Annotated in this window: 8 protein-coding genes, 2 tRNA genes, 4 rRNA genes and 1 pseudogene; 6 read left to right on the top strand and 9 right to left on the bottom strand. The window is 57.0% G+C overall.

Annotated elements, in window-relative coordinates:
• Positions 1 to 67: 67 nt before the first annotated feature.
• The gene (locus tag AC3IX1_RS00625) at positions 68 to 406 is read left to right on the top strand and encodes a tryptophan synthase subunit beta (RefSeq protein ID WP_223504791.1); all 339 of its coding nucleotides are present in this window, start codon (positions 68 to 70) and stop codon (positions 404 to 406) included.
• A 45-nt stretch (positions 407 to 451) separates the two neighbouring features.
• Here the strand turns inward: AC3IX1_RS00625 and lapD are convergent, their stop codons facing one another.
• Together lapD and lapG are read right to left on the bottom strand one after the other, a co-directional pair.
• Positions 452 to 2,398 (bottom strand): cyclic di-GMP receptor LapD, encoded by a 1,947-nt coding sequence (gene lapD, locus AC3IX1_RS00620; protein ID WP_489386726.1) that lies wholly within the window; start codon positions 2,396 to 2,398, stop codon positions 452 to 454.
• A 14-nt stretch (positions 2,399 to 2,412) separates the two neighbouring features.
• Complete coding sequence (lapG, locus tag AC3IX1_RS00615; protein ID WP_489386725.1) at positions 2,413 to 3,105, bottom strand: cysteine protease LapG; 693 nt, start codon at positions 3,103 to 3,105, stop codon at positions 2,413 to 2,415.
• 196 nt (positions 3,106 to 3,301) lie between these two features.
• On the opposite strand from lapG, the gene AC3IX1_RS00610 reads away from it, so the two are divergent.
• The 5 genes and pseudogenes from AC3IX1_RS00610 (at position 3,302) to AC3IX1_RS00590 (ending at position 10,354) form a co-directional block, all read left to right on the top strand.
• Positions 3,302 to 4,012: a GntR family transcriptional regulator gene (locus tag AC3IX1_RS00610; RefSeq protein ID WP_489386724.1), complete on the top strand. Its 711-nt coding sequence runs from the start codon at positions 3,302 to 3,304 to the stop codon at positions 4,010 to 4,012.
• A gap of 725 nt (positions 4,013 to 4,737) precedes the next feature.
• Positions 4,738 to 5,514: a DUF3050 domain-containing protein gene (locus AC3IX1_RS00605; RefSeq protein WP_489386723.1), complete on the top strand. Its 777-nt coding sequence runs from the start codon at positions 4,738 to 4,740 to the stop codon at positions 5,512 to 5,514.
• Positions 5,511 to 6,440, top strand: a pseudogene (locus tag AC3IX1_RS00600) (diiron oxygenase). Before AC3IX1_RS00605 ends, AC3IX1_RS00600 begins: the two are co-directional and overlap by 4 nt.
• 13 nt (positions 6,441 to 6,453) lie before the next feature.
• A complete protein-coding gene (locus AC3IX1_RS00595; protein ID WP_489386722.1) occupies positions 6,454 to 9,864 on the top strand; it encodes an amino acid adenylation domain-containing protein in 3,411 nt (1,136 codons plus the stop codon).
• Positions 9,865 to 9,886: 22 nt separating this feature from the next.
• Positions 9,887 to 10,354, top strand: coding sequence for an SRPBCC family protein (locus AC3IX1_RS00590; RefSeq protein ID WP_489386721.1), 468 nt, complete (start codon positions 9,887 to 9,889; stop codon positions 10,352 to 10,354).
• Positions 10,355 to 10,459: 105 nt separating this feature from the next.
• On the opposite strand, the gene rrf (AC3IX1_RS00585) is transcribed toward AC3IX1_RS00590, so the two are convergent.
• From rrf (AC3IX1_RS00585) to AC3IX1_RS00555, 7 genes are all read right to left on the bottom strand, one after another.
• A 5S ribosomal RNA gene (gene rrf, locus AC3IX1_RS00585) occupies positions 10,460 to 10,575 on the bottom strand.
• Between the two features lie 108 nt (positions 10,576 to 10,683).
• Positions 10,684 to 10,799, bottom strand: a 5S ribosomal RNA gene (gene rrf, locus AC3IX1_RS00580).
• A gap of 149 nt (positions 10,800 to 10,948) precedes the next feature.
• Positions 10,949 to 13,842, bottom strand: a 23S ribosomal RNA gene (locus tag AC3IX1_RS00575).
• A 247-nt stretch (positions 13,843 to 14,089) separates the two neighbouring features.
• Positions 14,090 to 14,165, bottom strand: a tRNA-Ala gene (locus tag AC3IX1_RS00570).
• A gap of 30 nt (positions 14,166 to 14,195) precedes the next feature.
• A tRNA-Ile gene (locus AC3IX1_RS00565) sits at positions 14,196 to 14,272 on the bottom strand.
• A gap of 82 nt (positions 14,273 to 14,354) precedes the next feature.
• A 16S ribosomal RNA gene (locus tag AC3IX1_RS00560) occupies positions 14,355 to 15,891 on the bottom strand.
• Together the 16S, 23S and 5S rRNA genes with 2 tRNA genes alongside form the textbook arrangement of a ribosomal RNA operon.
• Positions 15,892 to 16,486: 595 nt before the next feature.
• Complete coding sequence (locus AC3IX1_RS00555) at positions 16,487 to 17,707, bottom strand: CaiB/BaiF CoA transferase family protein (protein ID WP_489386720.1); 1,221 nt, start codon at positions 17,705 to 17,707, stop codon at positions 16,487 to 16,489.
• Between the last annotated feature and the right edge of the window lie 9 nt (positions 17,708 to 17,716).

Raw genomic sequence — 17,716 nt, 5'->3', positions numbered from 1 at the left:
CATACTGGCGTGCAGTTGACCTATGCTGCTGTCAGCACGACGCTGGTTCAAATCCGAGGGATGCTCAATGTTTTACGTGCAACGCGATGCGCAGGGCCTGCTGGTACGCGTGGAACCCGCCGCCTACGCCGAGGCCACGGAAACGCTGGCGGCCGACAATCATGAAATCCTGGCCTGGTTTGCCAACGCGGCTGTGGAGAACAGCCTCAAACAGCTCAAGCAAAGTGACCTGGAAATGATCCGGGTACTCGATGACTTGATTCAGGTGCTGACCCAAAAAGGTGTGATCCGCGTCACCGACCTGCCGACGGCGGCCCAGGCCAAGCTCATGGATCGAAACCAGGCCCGTGAAGCCCTGGGTGGCTTGAGCCAATTGATCGATGATGAAGAGACCGGGTTGATCTGACGCGACCCTGCGATCATTCCCACGCGCTGCGTGGGAGCGATCACATCAGCCCCAGGGTTTTGGCTCGCCAAACAACTGGCCCTGCACACCGTATAACCCCATCTCGCGGATCACCGATAACTCGCCTTCTGTCTCGACTCGCTCGGCAATCAGCGGCAGATCAATGCTGTGCGCCGCTCGCTGGATCGCCTCGATGAACAGGCGTTTGTCACTCTCCAGATCAATCGACCGAATGTAGCTGCCATCGATTTTCAGGTACGCCAGACCCAGCCGAGCCAGGTTGCCGATCATGCTGAAGCGGCCACCGAAACGTTGCAGGCTCAGGGAGAATCCGAGTTCGCGCAGGCGCCGGGTCAGTTGCTCCAGCACCGCCTGGTCAGGCAGTTGCTCTTCGCCAATTTCCAGGGTCAGACGCGGGCCGAGGTTGGAGTGCGCGCGCAGTATCTCGAAGATTTTGTTTTGCGCCTGCGGATCGGCCAGGGTAGCCGACGACAGATTCAGCGCCAGCGACTCCTCATGACCGCTCATTTGCTCCAGTACCCGCTCGAGCATCAGCCGGTCCAGACGCGCAGTCCAGCCGAAGCGCTCCAGCCAAGGCAGAAAACGCCCGGCGGGGATGGTCTGACCGTGTTCATCGAGCAGTCGCGACAACACTTTGTAGTGCAGCACCAGTTGCGTGTCCTGGGCGGCCACTACCGGTTGGAAATACAGCTCGAAACGTCTCTGTGTCAGCGCCTGGTCGAGCATCAGATGCCAGGCGTGGTGATCGTCGCCGACACTGGCCGAGAGGCTGTGCTCGATACAGGCCCAGTTCTGCTCGCCCTGGCCTTCGGCCTGCGCCAGCGCCTGGTCGCCGAGGCTGAGCACCGATTGCGGTGAGTCGCCGTGAGTGAACGGCGCCAGGCCGATAGACGCCACGGCAGCCACATCGGTAGCGCCGGTAGCGTGAAGACTGGCCAAGGCACTGTCGAGGCTCTGTGCCAATTGCAGCGCTTCTTCGCGCACCAGGCCCGGTGCCAACACGGCAAATTCGCCGCCGCGGATACGGGTCACCAGGTTCTGGGTTTCCGGGTATTTGGCGCACTCACGAGACAGGTGCTCACCAACCGCCTTGAGCACTTCATCGGTGCGCTGGCCGCCGAGACGCTGGTTGAGGCCGGCCAGATCCTTGACCCGCAACAGCAGCAGATAGCCGGAGCTGGCCTGCTCCGGGTTGCTTACCCGCGCATTCAATTGCATCTCGAAATAACGCCGGTTAGCCAACCCGGTCAACGAGTCCTGATAGGACTCGACCCGCAGTTTTTCACTGCGTTCGGCCTGCTCCTGGAACAGCGCCTTGAGTTTCTCGACCATCTGGTTCATGGCCTGCACTACCCGACGAAGTTCGGGGGTGCGCGGCAGTTCCGGCAGGCTGAGGAATTCCCGTCGGGCGATGGCGTGGGATTGCTTGACCATGTAATCGAGCGGTCTCAATTGCTGACGCAACAACAGCGCGCCAAGTACCGCACTGACCGCGCCACACAGCAGCAACCAGCCCAGGCTGCCCAAAGCGCTTTGCCACAACTTGGCCAGCGCGAACATCGGGTGGCTGATCACCTCGACCCTGGCAGCCTGTTCCCAGCCACGGCTGACGATCGCATCACCACCGGCGGGCTCCAGGCCGATCAGTTTGACGAACCAGTCCGGAACGTTGTTGACCGCCGGAATGCCCGTGCGCTCGACCAGAGTCTGGTCGGTCTTCAGATCGACCACGCGGATACTCGCGTAGTAACCGCTGTCGAAAATCGAGCTCACCAGCAACTCGACCATCGCCGGGTCGTCGATGTTCGGTGTCAGGGACAGCGCCAGCGCCGTCGCGGCGTCCTGGGCATGGGAGCGCAACTGGTTGACGTACTGAGTACGCGAGCTCTCCAGGCTGACCATGAAACTGCCGGTGAAGGCGACCACCAGGAACAGACAGATAGCAATCAACAGCTGTTTGAACAAAGACATCTGAGCACGTGCTCCTAGTTAGTCGTCTCGACCGGGAATCCTTCGGCCTGCATTTTCTTCAACACATCCTGCCAACGCGAAAGGCGTTTGGTATCGCCGACCTTTTTATTGCCCTTGGCACCCGGCAACCACATCCCTTCCGCATTGAAAGAGTAGACCGGCAGCAAATCATTCCGTTGGCTGGCCGGCTTGATTGCATCAATCAGGCTGTCGAGCACCAAGGGCTCGGCTTCCGAACTCGCGTAGTAAGTCAGCACCATGTGCGCGCGGTTCTGAGTGAGAGCCTTGACATAGGTAATACGCAGCTTTTCACTGGCTACACCGAGGTGCCGCAGGCTGAAGTACTTGGCGATAGCGTAGTCTTCACAGTCGCCGGCGCCTTTCCAGAGGGCTTCGATCGGGGTTTCCCAGTAGTCGACTTCATGCCACAGATCGTTGTCTTCAACGTATCGCAGCTGTTTGTTGAAGAAGCGATTGACCACATTGAGCTGTTCCAGCTCGCCGAGTTGCTTCTGGCTAGTCAATAAGTATTGCCAATCATTAATGCGCTGCTGACCTTCTCCCAAAGGCCCGTACAATGCCTGCGCCCGCCGGCTGATCAGGGAGAAATCCCAATCGGCGCTCAAGCTGCCCAGCATCACGCCAGTCAGCAGCAATGCGCTGCACAGCCAGCGTAAAACCCGGGGGATCGTTAAACTTGCCGCCAATGCGAGGCATCCTGGATAGGCAGGAGGGAATCGTTCGAATGGTGAAGGTTAGCCCGGAAAAAGACAATGGCACGGTGAGATCACTGGCGGCGCGCTAAACTGCAAGAAAGGCACTCGTCCGCTTGTTTGACAAGCCGTCAGGCAGTCACTAGTGTCATTTGGATCCAAAAATATTTCATCATTCAGGGTGCGTTTAGTGACACAAAAGGCCAACCCTCTCAGCAGTATCAAGGTCAACGGGCCAATTCCCGCACACATGGCACGCTCGGTGATCGAAGAAACCCTGCGCGCGGCCATACTCGACGGGCGCATTCCCTGCGGTGCGGCCCTGCGCCAGCAAGACCTCGCCGACCTGTTCGGCGTCAGCCGCATGCCCGTACGCGAAGCCTTGCGCCAACTCGAAGCACAATCCTTGCTCAACGTGGTTGCCCATAAGGGCGCCGTGGTCGCGCCGCTGGTCCAGGGCGACGCCGTGGAAACCTACGCGCTGCGCATCCTGCTGGAATCCGAAGCCCTGCGTCTCTCGGTACCACTGCTCCAGGACGAAGATATCGAACAGGCTGCCCGCTACATCGATGCACTGGAAACGGAAAGCGACTACACCGAAATCGGCCGGCTCAATCGCCTGTTCCACATGGCGCTTTACACCCGGGCGCCGAATCGCCGGCTGTTGAAACTGGTCGAGGACGGCCTGAACGAGGAAGAACGGTTCCTGCGCTTCAACCTGGAAGCCATGGGCCTGGGCAAACTGTCCCAGGATGACCACAAGGCACTTTTGCAAGCAGCCGAAGCCCGGGACGTCGAGCGCTCCGTGCATCTGCTCGAACATCACCTGAACCGTGGGGTCGAGGTCATTACGCGCTACCTCAACAGCCCTGAAGTCCAGGCCAGGAACCGGTCGAAGTAGCCCGCGGCGGCAAGCCCGGGGAACGTACCGAAGGGTTCACCCCGCTTGCCGCGCATTCCCCCAAATGCTCCGCGAATAATTTGATTACAAATCCCCTGCCCCCATACCACACAGCCCTTGCGGCGCCATACCGCGCCCCAACGCCCCGCCGCCTTAAATCCCGACCATTGCAACGTTTGCGCGATGCCTCAGTAATGGCGGCCGCCTCGATTTACGCCCACTCTGGATAACCAGGACAAAAAACGGGTGACGCTCCGTGCGAATGGAGCAGCCCCTGCCCCGAGAAGCGAAGGAAGGAGCCTCATCACGGGAACGGAAGGATCGGCATCACTCGCGACCCGCTTCCACCCCCTCAGACACCCCCAACGACGCCCGTAAAAAAGTTACTTCGAGTGAGGCATTCACTCTTTATTCAATTCTGACTTATATAAGCCGGAAGGAGTAACTACGCCAAAATAAAACCAATATGAAAAGTTTTATTGGAACTTATCATCTTCAAAAAAGTTGACTATTAAAATAACAACAAAACAACTTGATCAAGACTTTATATGTGTATTAGTTTTTCTTCGCCGCCTGCCACAAACGGCTGCAACACCTAAGAAACTCGGCATCCATGGCACTGAAAAAGATCAATTAGTTTGAGGTCCCCGTTCGCCAGGAGAAAACTTCCAGCGAACTTCAGTGCTTGATGACTTCTCACTCGCTGATCATTTACAGGCTCATCCATGAAACCAACTAAAGAACGTCTGTTTCAAAAAAAATCCGAACTTGGCGAACACCCGATCTTCTCTGAAATACATTCGCTGCCGGTCCTGCGACGCTTCATGGAAACCCACGTGTTTGCCGTATGGGACTTCATGTCGCTGACCAAGCGCCTGCAACAGGAGCTGACCTGCGTGCGACTGCCCTGGCTGCCGCCGCAGGACCCCCAGGCCGCGCGGTTGATCAACGAGATCGTACTGGGTGAGGAGTCGGATGATCGTCCGGCCCAGGGTCATTACAGCCACTTCGAGTTGTACCTGGATGCAATGCGTGAGGTCGGCGCCTGCACCGTTGCCATCGAACGCTTCGTGGCCCTGCAGCAAGAAGGCGTGAGCTACGACGTTGCCTTGCAGAGCGTCAAGGTCGATCCGGCGGCCGCCAATTTCGTCCGCCATACGCTACACACCGCACTGCATGCGCCGGGTCACAGTGTGGCGGCGGCCTTTCTGCACGGTCGCGAGAGCGTTATCCCTCGGATGTTCCAGCGCATCCTCGACGATTGGGGCATCGGCATCGAGCAGGCGCCGACTTTCCGGTACTACCTCGAACGGCACATTGAGGTCGACTCCGAGGACCACGGCCCGGCAGCGGAAAAGCTCCTGTCGCGACTGGTCGATAGCGACCCGCAACGGCAGGAAGACGTGTACGCCAGCGCCATCGCAGCCGTGGAAAGTCGTATCGCCTTGTGGGACGGGTTGCGCCTGAGCATGAACGAATCCGTCACGGAGGTGAGCGCATGAACGCCACCGACTACCAGTCCTTCGCCGACGCCTGGGAGAGCCGCGCGACCATCCGCACCCGCCCGCGCCGCGTGCTGGAGAACGACGACAAACTGATCTACCCCTTGAGCCGGCAACCGTTGGTGCTGAGCGAAACCTTTCTGCGCGAATGCCCGGAACAGCGCGACTTCGCCCTGGTGCAGACCCTCTACAAGTTCATCAACGATGTGGTGATCTTCGAAACCGAGATCGTCGACAAAACCGCCCGCAGCATCGCCAAGAATCGCTTCGCGGTCGAGTTTCCGTTCGCCTGCCGCTACGACGCCATGACTGTGGTGGTGGACGAGGATTACCACGCGCTGGTGGCGATGGATTTCATGCAACAGACCATCGCCATGACCGGAATCACCCCCATTGAGTTACCGGATGAGATCGAGTTGAGTCGGGCGATACCGGTGGCCGTGGCTCTCGCGCCGGAGCACCTGCGTAGCGCCGTAGAACTGATCTGCGTGGCCATCGCCGAAAATACGGTGACCGGTGATGTCGCCGCGTTCGCCAAGGACGACACGGTCAAGCAATCGATCAAGGGCCTGATGGCCGATCACTTGCTGGACGAGGGGCGCCATTCCGGTTTCTGGGCGCGGTTGGTGCGCATCTACTGACACACCGCAAGTGCAGACGACCGCCATTGCATCGCGCAGATCCTGCCGGTGTTCATTGCTCATTACCTGACCAACGACATCCAGAAATCCTTCGACTTCCGCTTGATCGACGCACTGCAGATCAACGACGCGGCGCGTCACGCCCTCAAGAACGAAGTGTCGGCACTGGCCTTCCCGATCAATCGCCATCACCCGCTGGTGGCCAACATTGTGCGGTTTTTCCACAGCAGTTCGCTGCTCGATTCGCCGTGCGTACAAACCACCCTCAGCGACTACCTGGTTTGACGAGGAGCCCATCATGAGACGTCTCGACATTTTGCTCACCGGCAAAAGCCAGGCCCTGACCGAGCTGGCATTGGAACTCGAACAACACGGTCACTCACTGACGCGGATATCCGCACTCGACGAAATGCCGGGGCCTGCGGATCTACTGATCGACGATGACACGTCACCTCTGCTCACTTGTCAGGCGCCACGACTGACATTGCATTTGGGACTTGGCCTGCCGCAGGCGTCCGGCCTGCCATCTCTGGACCTGTTGTGCTGCCATGGTTCAACGCTGCTGACCCGCGTACCCATCGCCGATGAACCGTCGGGTAACGGCCAGGCGTTGCGTATGCAGGCCATGACAGCACTCGTTGACCACGTGGCACTGCTGGTCAGCCGCTACTCGCGCGATGCCGACTATTTTCGACACGCCGAACCCGCCGTACCTGCCCGCTTCGAGCGCATCGAGAGTCTGCGGTTCCTGGACAGCCTCGCGTTCGTGCATCGCCTCAATGCCACCGTCGACCCACGACTGCAACAACTCGCGCAAACGCCGATGATCGAAAGGCTGGAACAACAATGCATCCAGAGCGCCAACCATCCGGCCTTGAGCGTCGACGGCAACACCCTCGACTATCGCCAGTTGCACGCCCACAGCCGCGCCATCCAGCAACGCCTGCGACCGCTGCTGGAGCGGCATCAAGGCCCGGTCGTCATCGGGATCTGCCTGCCCAAATGCAGTGCGCTGTATGCGGGAATCCTGGCGATCCTGGGCAGCGGCGCGGTGTACTTGCCGCTGGAACCAAGCCATCCGTTGCAACGTCAGCAGTACATCCTGTCGAATGCCGGCACGGTGTTGTTGCTGCATGACGGCGAGCATCCCATGGCGAACGAGATACCAGGGCTGGACATCAGCAGCATCGACGTCCTCGACGCAGACCTCACTCAACCGTTGATGCACCAACGCCCCGACCTCGATGCGCCATGCATGGCCCTCTACACCTCGGGCACCACCGGCCATCCGAAGGGCGTGTTGCTCAGCCAGGCCAACCTCGCGCACTTCACCCACTGGTACGCCGACTATGTGCAGCTGACCCGCCAGAGCCGGGTGTTGCAGTTTTCTTCGTTGGGATTCGACTCATCGCTGATCGACATCTTCCCCACCCTGTTGCAAGGCGCCGAACTGATCGTGCCCGGCGATGACCAACGCCGCGATCCGCTGCAACTGGTGGAGCTGCTTCGTCATCGGCAACTGAGCCACGCCTTTTTGCCGCCGGCCTTGTTGAGCATCCTGCCGCTGGAGCAATTGCAGTGCCTGGACCATGTGATGACCGGTGGCGATGTCTGCGAGCCGTGGGTCATCGAGCAGCTGAGCCGTCAGGGCAAGCTCTACAACCTCTATGGGCCCACCGAAGCCACCGTGCTGATTACCGCGCGCAAACTCCAGTCAGGCGACAACAACCGCTCTCTGGGCGCTCCAATCGCCAACAGCCAGGTGTTGATTCTCGATGACGATTTTCAACCGGTGGCCGAACAGACGGTCGGCGAGTTGTACATCGCCGGCCCGGGTGTGTGCCTGGGCTACCTGAACAACTCGCAGCAAACCGCTGAGCGCTATCTGCACTTGAACTTGCCTGATGGCCGGCCCCTGCGCGTCTATCGCACCGGGGACATGGCGAAGTGGACGGCTGAAGGGATCGAGCTGTGCGGCCGACGTGATAATCAGGTGAAGATTCGCGGCTTCCGGGTCGAGCCGGAAGAGATTGAGCGCTGCCTGCGCGACAGCCAGTTGTACCGCCAGGTTGCGGTGGTCATCGATAGCCAGCGGCGGATTCTGGCCTTCCTTGCCCAACCCCGGGAGGACCTTCCCGGCAGCGCTCGCCAAGCGTTGAAGGCCCACGCGACACAGCACCTGCCGGACTACATGCGCCCCCTTGCATGGACCGAGCTGACAGACATGCCCTACGCCAGTAATGGCAAGGTCGACCGCAAGGCGCTGCTGGAGTTGCCGCTCAACGTCACCGAGCACCCTCCACGACGCCTGCCCGCCAGCACCGATGAGGCCCTGCTGCTGGAGATCTGGGCCGAGTTGCTGGAGCTGCCGGCGAGCGATATTTCCACCGACGAAAGCTTCTTCAATCTGGGCGGACACTCGATCCTGCTGTCGCGCATGCTCCTGCGACTGCGCGAGGAGTTCGGGCGCAGCATCTCGATCAACCGTTTCATCGAGCTGCCCACCCTCGCGAAACTGGCGACACTGGTCCGCGGCTCCGGCAGCGAAGAAGTGCTGAGCGAGCAGGCCATGCGCGATGCCTTCCGCGAACTGGATGTTCAGCCGCTGCCCGTCAGCCGCATGGGCGATGTGCACAAGGTGATCGTCACCGGTGCCAACAGTTTTGTCGGTGTACACATAGTCGAGGCGTTGCTGGCCTGGGGTGCCAGTGAAGTCGCCTGCCTGGTTCGCGACAGCAACGGGCAATCGGCGGGCGAGCGCTTTGCCCTGGCGTTGCGGGAGAACCGCCTGGAGCATCTGGATATGAGCCGGGTGCGGGTTTACGCCGCGGACATCGCACGGCCGGAGCTCGGTTTGGCGCCTGAGGTTTACCAGCGACTGGATCAGGAGTTTGGCGCTCTGGTGCACAACGCGGCCAACGTCAATCACGTCCTCGATTACGAGTCGCTGGCCCGGGACAACGTCGAGCCGATTTTCGAGTGTTTGCGCCTGTGCGAAGGACGCAGCAAAAAAATCTTCAACTTCGTCTCGACGCTCTCGGCCTCCAGCACGATATCCGCCGACGGCCGAGTGCTTGAGTTACCGGCCGCACCGACGCCACCGATCTACATCAAGAACGGCTACAACCTGTCCAAATGGGTCGGCGAGCGAATCCTCGAACGGGCGCGGGAGCTTGGGGTGCGGGTCAATCTCTACCGCCCCGGCAACATCAGCTTCAACAGCCTCACAGGCGTGTGCCAGCCGCACAAGAATCGCCTGATGCTGATGCTCAAGGGCTCGATCCAGCTGGGACAGGTGCCGGAGTTCGCCTTGAACTTCGACTTGATGCCGGTGGACTTTCTCGCCCGATTCATCGCCTTCCACGCCAGTCGTTATCAACCGGAACAAGCGGTATTCAACCTGCACAACCCCGAGCCCCTGAGCTGGGACAACTACGTGGCGTCCTTCCGCGAGGCGGGGCGCGAATTCGCGATGGTCAGCGTCGCCGACTGGCAGCAGCAACTTGATCGGGTCAACAGCGACAACGCGTTGTTCGGCGTCCTGGGGTTCTACCTCAACGGCTTCGAGGAGGACATCGGCGACATCTCGATGATCGGTCACGACAACGCCCAGGCCGGTGTTCGGCTGATGGGCGCGCACTACCCGCAAAAGTCCCCGGCGCTGCTACGTCGCGGTTGCGACTACCTCAAAGAAATCAATTTCATCTGACTCAACCCAACGGAGCAAAACCATGAGTACTCTGCAACCCGATACCCTGATCAAAAACCCTCAAGGCTGCCACGTGGTGTCCTCGGTAGAGGTGCCCGCCGATGCTGTGCAGGTATGGGCCGTAGTCGGCAACTTTGCCGGCTTCGATCGCTTCATCCCGGCGTTGTCGCACATCGAGATGACCGGTGATGGTGTGTCATCGCTGCGCAAAAAGTTTTTCAAGGACGGCAACCTGGTGGTCGAGCAACTCAACTCCCGGGACGACCAGGCACGGCACATGACCTGGACCACTATCTACAACACCCTGGGTGTGGCCAATCTGTGGGCATCGATGAGCGTTGAACCACTGGATGCGGGCAAGTCCCGAGCCACCTGGACCATCATTGCCGAACCGGCGCAGGGAGGTGCCGAGGCGCTGCCGGGATTCAAGGCTTTCGTTCAGGGTTTTGCCGATGATGCGATGAGCAATGTGCTGAAGCTGTTTGCGTAAGACGTGAAAAAGCCCGTTGTGGAGAGGTTCCACATCGGGCTTTTCAGTACCCCTGAAACGAAAAAACCCCTGTCCGCGTTAGCAGACAGGGGTTTCGGAATTCAATCTTGACGATGACCTACTCTCACATGGGGAAACCCCACACTACCATCGGCGATGCATCGTTTCACTGCTGAGTTCGGGATGGGATCAGGTGGTTCCAACGCTCTATGGTCGTCAAGAAATTCTGTGACCGGCCCGTTAGAAATTCAACGTGCCGGTGAAAACTGGTGACTTCTACTAAAACAAAACCCCTACCTGCATACGCAGATAGGGGTTTCGGAATTTAATCTTGACGATGACCTACTCTCACATGGGGAAACCCCACACTACCATCGGCGATGCATCGTTTCACTGCTGAGTTCGGGATGGGATCAGGTGGTTCCAACGCTCTATGGTCGTCAAGAAATTCGGGTACTGAGTCGTGACCGGCTGGCCTCGCTTCAGCAAATTGGGTATGTGATAGCTTCGGTGTTTTGTGAGCTTCGAACTTTCGGTTCTTTCGTCTTCACACACCGCAATCTGGCCTTTCGACGCAAATTGCTTGGGTGTTATATGGTCAAGCCTCACGGGCAATTAGTATTGGTTAGCTCAACGCCTCACAGCGCTTACACACCCAACCTATCAACGTCGTAGTCTTCGACGGCCCTTCAGGGGACTCAAGGTCCCAGTGAGATCTCATCTTGAGGCAAGTTTCCCGCTTAGATGCTTTCAGCGGTTATCTTTTCCGAACATAGCTACCCGGCAATGCCACTGGCGTGACAACCGGAACACCAGAGGTTCGTCCACTCCGGTCCTCTCGTACTAGGAGCAGCCCCTCTCAAATCTCAAACGTCCACGGCAGATAGGGACCGAACTGTCTCACGACGTTCTAAACCCAGCTCGCGTACCACTTTAAATGGCGAACAGCCATACCCTTGGGACCGGCTTCAGCCCCAGGATGTGATGAGCCGACATCGAGGTGCCAAACACCGCCGTCGATATGAACTCTTGGGCGGTATCAGCCTGTTATCCCCGGAGTACCTTTTATCCGTTGAGCGATGGCCCTTCCATACAGAACCACCGGATCACTAAGACCTACTTTCGTACCTGCTCGACGTGTCTGTCTCGCAGTCAAGCGCGCTTTTGCCTTTATACTCTACGACCGATTTCCGACCGGTCTGAGCGCACCTTCGTACTCCTCCGTTACTCTTTAGGAGGAGACCGCCCCAGTCAAACTACCCACCATACACTGTCCTCGATCCGGATAACGGACCTGAGTTAGAACCTCAAAGTTGCCAGGGTGGTATTTCAAGGTTGGCTCCACGCGAACTGGCGTCCACGCTTCAAAGCCTCCCACCTATCCTACACAAGCAAATTCAAAGTCCAGTGCAAAGCTATAGTAAAGGTTCACGGGGTCTTTCCGTCTAGCCGCGGATACACTGCATCTTCACAGCGATTTCAATTTCACTGAGTCTCGGGTGGAGACAGCGCCGCCATCGTTACGCCATTCGTGCAGGTCGGAACTTACCCGACAAGGAATTTCGCTACCTTAGGACCGTTATAGTTACGGCCGCCGTTTACCGGGGCTTCGATCAAGAGCTTCGCGTTAGCTAACCCCATCAATTAACCTTCCGGCACCGGGCAGGCGTCACACCCTATACGTCCACTTTCGTGTTTGCAGAGTGCTGTGTTTTTAATAAACAGTCGCAGCGGCCTGGTATCTTCGACCGGCGTGGGCTTACGGAGCAAGTCCTTCACCCTCACCGGCGCACCTTCTCCCGAAGTTACGGTGCCATTTTGCCTAGTTCCTTCACCCGAGTTCTCTCAAGCGCCTTGGTATTCTCTACCCAACCACCTGTGTCGGTTTGGGGTACGGTTCCTGGTTACCTGAAGCTTAGAAGCTTTTCTTGGAAGCATGGCATCAACCACTTCGTGTTCTAAAAGAACACTCGTCATCAGCTCTCGGCCTTAAGATCCCGGATTTACCTAAGATCTCAGCCTACCACCTTAAACTTGGACAACCAACGCCAAGCTGGCCTAGCCTTCTCCGTCCCTCCATCGCAATAACCAGAAGTACAGGAATATTAACCTGTTTTCCATCGACTACGCTTTTCAGCCTCGCCTTAGGGACCGACTAACCCTGCGTCGATTAACGTTGCGCAGGAAACCTTGGTCTTTCGGCGTGGGTGTTTTTCACACCCATTGTCGTTACTCATGTCAGCATTCGCACTTCTGATACCTCCAGCAAGCTTCTCAACTCACCTTCACAGGCTTACAGAACGCTCCTCTACCGCATCACCCGAAGGTGATACCCGTAGCTTCGGTGTATGGTTTGAGCCCCGTTACATCTTCCGCGCAGGCCGACTCGACTAGTGAGCTATTACGCTTTCTTTAAAGGGTGGCTGCTTCTAAGCCAACCTCCTAGCTGTCTAAGCCTTCCCACATCGTTTCCCACTTAACCATAACTTTGGGACCTTAGCTGACGGTCTGGGTTGTTTCCCTTTTCACGACGGACGTTAGCACCCGCCGTGTGTCTCCCATGCTCGGCACTTGTAGGTATTCGGAGTTTGCATCGGTTTGGTAAGTCGGGATGACCCCCTAGCCGAAACAGTGCTCTACCCCCTACAGTGATACATGAGGCGCTACCTAAATAGCTTTCGAGGAGAACCAGCTATCTCCGAGCTTGATTAGCCTTTCACTCCGATCCACAGGTCATCCGCTAACTTTTCAACGGTAGTCGGTTCGGTCCTCCAGTTAGTGTTACCCAACCTTCAACCTGCCCATGGATAGATCGCCCGGTTTCGGGTCTATTCCCAGCGACTAGACGCCCTATTAAGACTCGCTTTCGCTACGCCTCCCCTATTCGGTTAAGCTCGCCACTGAAAATAAGTCGCTGACCCATTATACAAAAGGTACGCAGTCACCCAACAAAGCGGGCTCCCACTGCTTGTACGCATACGGTTTCAGGATCTATTTCACTCCCCTCTCCGGGGTTCTTTTCGCCTTTCCCTCACGGTACTAGTTCACTATCGGTCAGTCAGTAGTATTTAGCCTTGGAGGATGGTCCCCCCATATTCAGACAAAGTTTCTCGTGCTCCGTCCTACTCGATTTCATGACCAAGAGATTTTCGCGTACAGGGCTATCACCCACTATGGCCGCACTTTCCAGAGCGTTCCGCTAATCTCAAAGCCACTTAAGGGCTAGTCCCCGTTCGCTCGCCACTACTAAGGGAATCTCGGTTGATTTCTTTTCCTCAGGGTACTTAGATGTTTCAGTTCCCCTGGTTCGCCTCTTGCACCTATGTATTCAGTACAAGATAACCATCTTATGATGGCTGGGTTCCCCCATTCAGACATCTCCGGATCAAAGTCTGTTTGCCGACTCCCCGAAGCTTTTCGCAGGCTACCACGTCTTTCATCGCCTCTGACTGCCAAGGCATCCACCGTATGCGCTTCTTCACTTGACCATATAACCCCAAGCAATCTGGTTATACTGTGAAGACGACATTCGCCGAAAATTCGATTGAGCTCCTAAGAGCAACTCACAAATTTTACCTTAGCCTGATCCGTTACCAGTGAAAGTAACGTTCAGTCTATCTTTCTATCACATACCCAAATTTTTAAAGAACGAACTAGTCAAAGACTAGAAATCAACATTCACCATCGAACCGATGGAATGCTCATTTCTAAGCTTTATACAATCAGAAGCAGTAGTGGTGGAGCCAAACGGGATCGAACCGTTGACCTCCTGCGTGCAAGGCAGGCGCTCTCCCAGCTGAGCTATGGCCCCGTATTTCTACAGGCGTTTCCCACACAAAATTGGTGGGTCTGGGCAGATTCGAACTGCCGACCTCACCCTTATCAGGGGTGCGCTCTAACCAACTGAGCTACAGACCCAATTTCGGGCTGCTTCTATATCGTCTTCTTCAATGAATCAAGCAATTCGTGTGGGAACTTATGGAGCAGCTGAGTCGTCGATTAAGGAGGTGATCCAGCCGCAGGTTCCCCTACGGCTACCTTGTTACGACTTCACCCCAGTCATGAATCACACCGTGGTAACCGTCCTCCCGAAGGTTAGACTAGCTACTTCTGGTGCAACCCACTCCCATGGTGTGACGGGCGGTGTGTACAAGGCCCGGGAACGTATTCACCGCGACATTCTGATTCGCGATTACTAGCGATTCCGACTTCACGCAGTCGAGTTGCAGACTGCGATCCGGACTACGATCGGTTTTGTGGGATTAGCTCCACCTCGCGGCTTGGCAACCCTCTGTACCGACCATTGTAGCACGTGTGTAGCCCAGGCCGTAAGGGCCATGATGACTTGACGTCATCCCCACCTTCCTCCGGTTTGTCACCGGCAGTCTCCTTAGAGTGCCCACCATAACGTGCTGGTAACTAAGGACAAGGGTTGCGCTCGTTACGGGACTTAACCCAACATCTCACGACACGAGCTGACGACAGCCATGCAGCACCTGTCTCAATGTTCCCGAAGGCACCAATCCATCTCTGGAAAGTTCATTGGATGTCAAGGCCTGGTAAGGTTCTTCGCGTTGCTTCGAATTAAACCACATGCTCCACCGCTTGTGCGGGCCCCCGTCAATTCATTTGAGTTTTAACCTTGCGGCCGTACTCCCCAGGCGGTCAACTTAATGCGTTAGCTGCGCCACTAAGAGCTCAAGGCTCCCAACGGCTAGTTGACATCGTTTACGGCGTGGACTACCAGGGTATCTAATCCTGTTTGCTCCCCACGCTTTCGCACCTCAGTGTCAGTATCAGTCCAGGTGGTCGCCTTCGCCACTGGTGTTCCTTCCTATATCTACGCATTTCACCGCTACACAGGAAATTCCACCACCCTCTACCATACTCTAGCTTGTCAGTTTTGAATGCAGTTCCCAGGTTGAGCCCGGGGCTTTCACATCCAACTTAACAAACCACCTACGCGCGCTTTACGCCCAGTAATTCCGATTAACGCTTGCACCCTCTGTATTACCGCGGCTGCTGGCACAGAGTTAGCCGGTGCTTATTCTGTCGGTAACGTCAAAACACTAACGTATTAGGTTAATGCCCTTCCTCCCAACTTAAAGTGCTTTACAATCCGAAGACCTTCTTCACACACGCGGCATGGCTGGATCAGGCTTTCGCCCATTGTCCAATATTCCCCACTGCTGCCTCCCGTAGGAGTCTGGACCGTGTCTCAGTTCCAGTGTGACTGATCATCCTCTCAGACCAGTTACGGATCGTCGCCTTGGTGAGCCATTACCTCACCAACTAGCTAATCCGACCTAGGCTCATCTGATAGCGCAAGGCCCGAAGGTCCCCTGCTTTCTCCCGTAGGACGTATGCGGTATTAGCGTTCCTTTCGAAACGTTGTCCCCCACTACCAGGCAGATTCCTAGGCATTACTCACCCGTCCGCCGCTGAATTCAGGAGCAAGCTCCTGTCATCCGCTCGACTTGCATGTGTTAGGCCTGCCGCCAGCGTTCAATCTGAGCCATGATCAAACTCTTCAGTTCAAACATCTTTGGGTTTTGAGAAAACCCTAAACTTGGCTCAGCAATCGTTGGTTACATCTTTGATTTCTCGCGGAGTAACTTGCGATGCTGATAATCTGTTGACTAGCAGTCTGACTCCACAAGCACCCACACGAATTGCTTGATTCAGTTGTTAAAGAGCGGTTGGTTAAGATCTTTCATCTCAACCGAGGCGCGCATTCTACAGCAGCCTCATTTGCTGTCAAGTGCTTATTTTCAGAAGTTTTCAAAGTTTCACTTGGAAATCCTTAACAACTTCAACCACTTGCGCTTCAGATCTCTCATCAGCGGGAGGCGAATTCTACAGCGTTACACGCTGCTGTCAACACCTCTTTTTCAACTCCCTTTCGGCTTCGATGACCTGAAGCAACTTGCTGCCGAAAACCGCGTAACTCTTTGTTTGCCAAGGAGTTTTCAGTTTCGACTGCGCCGGAAGTGGGGCGAATTATAGACACCTGAAATCTGCCGTCAAGCATTGATTTAGGTTTTCTATCAACAAGCTGCAGAAAGCAGCAAAACACCCCCAAAGGGAGCCTATATAGAGGAGCCGAAACACCCTCTATATAGAAGAGACCTATCAGAGAACGCCCGAAGCCTTGAATGCGGACACCGTCCCGGCATCCAGGCCCAACACCCGCTGCAAAACTTCCAGCGTGTGCTCACCCAGCAGAGGAGGTGCAAAACGGTACTCCACCGGCGTCTCCGACAGTCGGATCGGGCTCGCCACCTGAGGCACCATCCCGGCCAGCGCATGCGGCAGTTCGATAGCCAACCCACGCGCCTTGACCTGAGGATCGGCAAACATCTGCGCCACGTCATTGATAGGCCCGCATGGCACGCCAGCCTGTTCCAGCTGCGCCACCCATTCAGCGGTCGTCTTGAACACCGTCGCCTGGCGGATCAGCGGAATCAGTACTGCCCTGTTTGCCACCCGCAGCTTGTTGGTGGCAAAACGCGGATCGTCCGCCCACTGCGGCTGCCCGGCCACCTCCGCGAACTTGCGGAACTGTCCATCGTTCCCGACGGTAAGGATGAAATCGCCATCCGCCGTAGGAAAATCCTGATAAGGCACGATGTTCGGGTGAGCATTACCCAGGCGTTTAGGCGCATTGCCTGTCGTCAGGTAGTTCATTGCCTGGTTGGCCAGACAAGCCACCTGCACGTCCAGCAGCGCCATATCGATATGCTGACCACCGCCGTCGTGGTCCCGATGCGCAAGCGCAGCCAGGATCGCGACAGTCGAATACAGCCCGGTCAGGATGTCCGTCAGCGCCACGCCAACCTTCACCGGCCCCGCACCTTCTTCGCCTTCAGGTCGCCCCGTCAGACTCATGAGGCCGCCCAGCCCCTGGATCATGAAGTCATAACCCGCACGCTTGGCGTAAGGACCGGTCTGGCCGAACCCGGTGATCGAGCAATAGATCAGATCCGGATTGATCGCCTTCAGCGATTCATAGTCCAGGCCATAAGCCGCCAGACCACCGACCTTGAAGTTCTCTATCAGGATGTCCGACTTGGCCGCCAGTTCACGCACCAGCTTCTGCCCTTCAGGGCGAGTGAAGTCGATGGTGACCGATTGCTTGTTGCGATTGGCCGACAAGTAATAGGCGGCCTCGCTGGTATTCTCGCCATACGCGTCTTTAAGGAACGGCGGCCCCCAGGCGCGCGTGTCATCGCCGTTACCCGGACGCTCGACCTTGATCACTTCAGCGCCAAGGTCGGCCAGGATCTGCCCGGCCCAAGGCCCGGCCAGCACCCGCGATAAATCCAGTACCCGTAGATGCGATAGCGCGCCCATGGACGTTCT

Source organism: Pseudomonas sp. KH_046_2 (assembly GCF_057838985.1).
This window is presented reverse-complemented; position numbering and strand designations above follow the sequence as displayed.